Below are 1,819 nucleotides of genomic sequence, written 5' to 3' on the forward strand. Positions count from 1 at the left end.
GCCGGCCACATCAAGCCCCATGTCGGGCGCACCTATCCGCTCGAGAGGGCCGCCGACGCGCTGTCAGCACTCGCCAACCGCGAGATCGTCGGCAAGTGCGTGCTGACGATCGACTGACGCCAGGAAACCAGAGAGGGAGCAGGAGGACATCATGGCGGGACACAGCGACCCAAGAGTGCCGAAGGCGGACGAGTGCGTGGTGCGCAACCTGCTCGACCGCCGCGCCGAGGCGCATGGCGACCGCGTCTTCGTGACCTTCAACGACGGGCGCGCCGACTGGACCTACAGGAACCTCCGGGACCGCGTCGTCGAGACGGCGAACGGGCTGGCCGCGCTCGGGGTCAAGCAGGGCGACCATGTCGTCGTCTGGCTGCCGAACGGGGAGCTGATCCTGCAGACGCTTCTGGCGGTCAACTATCTCGGCGCCACCTTCGTGCCGCTCAACGTCGCCTACAAGGGGCGGCTGCTCGAACACGCCATCGATCTGTCCGACGCGGAGGTGATGGTGGCGCATGCGCAGCTTGTGCCGCTGCTGGCCGACATCGGCACCGCCCGGCTGCGGCGCATCGTGGTGGCGGGCGAGGAACTGCCGGCGCCGGTGGGCAGGCTCGAGCTCCATCCTGAAAGCGTGCTGCGCAGCGGCAATCTCGTCTCGCCGCCGCTCGATCGGCTGATCGAGCCCTGGGACATCCAGTGCATCCTCTACACCTCCGGCACCACCGGCGCGTCAAAGGCGGTGATGTGCCCCTATGCCCAGGTCGCCGCCACCGGGGCCAACACCTATCCGTTCCAGACCGAGGAGGACCGCGGCGTCATCTACATGCCGCTGTTCCACATCGGCGGCTTCTCCTTCGTCGCCTGGGCGCTGCTCAGGGGCGGCTCGCTCGCCCTCTTCGACCAGTTCGTCACCGGCACCTTCTGGCGCGACGTGCGCAGGACCGGCGGCACCTTCGCCATCATCATGGGGGCGCCGACGACCTTCCTGCTCAAGGCGGACCGCACCGAGGACGAGGAGAAGACGCCGCTGCGCTACGCCATCATGAACCCGCTCACGGAGGAGGCGAAGCTGCTGGCCAAGCGCGTCGGCTTCCATCCCTACGGCGTCTTCAACATGACGGAGACGTCGACGCCGCTGGCCACGCCGCTCGATCCGGTGGAGACCAATCTGTGCGGCGTGCCGCGCAACGGGATCGAATGCCGGATCGTCGACGAGCACGACTGCGAGGTCGCGGGCGGCGCGATCGGTGAACTGATCATCCGCAGCGACACGCCCTGGACGATGAACGCCGGCTACCACCGCAACCCCGAGGCCACGGCCGAAGCCTGGAGGAACGGCTGGTTCCACACCGGCGACGCCTTCCGCCGCGACGCCGCGGGCAATTTCTACTTCGTCGACCGGATCAAAGACTCCATCCGCCGCCGCGGCGAGAACATCTCCTCCGCCGAGGTCGAGTTCGAGGTCAACGGCCACCCCGACGTCAAGGAAACCGCCGCGATCGCCGTGACGAGCGAATTCGCCGAGGACGAGGTGATGGTGGTCGTGCGCGCCGCCGAGGGCAGGAGCGTCGATCCCGCGGCTTTGTTCGCCTTCCTGCAGCCGCGCATGGCCCACTACATGCTGCCGCGCTTCATCCGCGTGGTCGAGGACTTCCCGCGCACCCCGACCCAGCGGGTGCAGAAGCACCTCCTGCGCAAGGAGGGCGTGACCGCCGACACCTGGGACCGTGAGAAGGCCGGGATCGTGGTCAAGCGCGAAAGGCTGGCCACCTGAGATGACCGACCCGACCGAACGCCGCGTCTTCCGCCTGATGCGCCGCCC

At 68.3% G+C, this 1,819-nt stretch carries 1 protein-coding gene; it reads left to right on the forward strand.

Annotation, left to right across the window (positions count from 1 at the left end; all coding sequences use genetic code 11):
* Nucleotides 1-151: 151 nt before the first annotated feature.
* Nucleotides 152-1,771, forward strand: coding sequence for an AMP-binding protein (locus LL06_RS25295; RefSeq protein ID WP_035533626.1), 1,620 nt, complete (start codon nucleotides 152-154; stop codon nucleotides 1,769-1,771).
* The last annotated feature ends 48 nt before the right edge of the window (nucleotides 1,772-1,819 follow it).

The sequence above is a fragment of the Hoeflea sp. BAL378 genome (assembly GCF_000759435.1).
Lineage (GTDB): Bacteria > Pseudomonadota > Alphaproteobacteria > Rhizobiales > Rhizobiaceae > Hoeflea.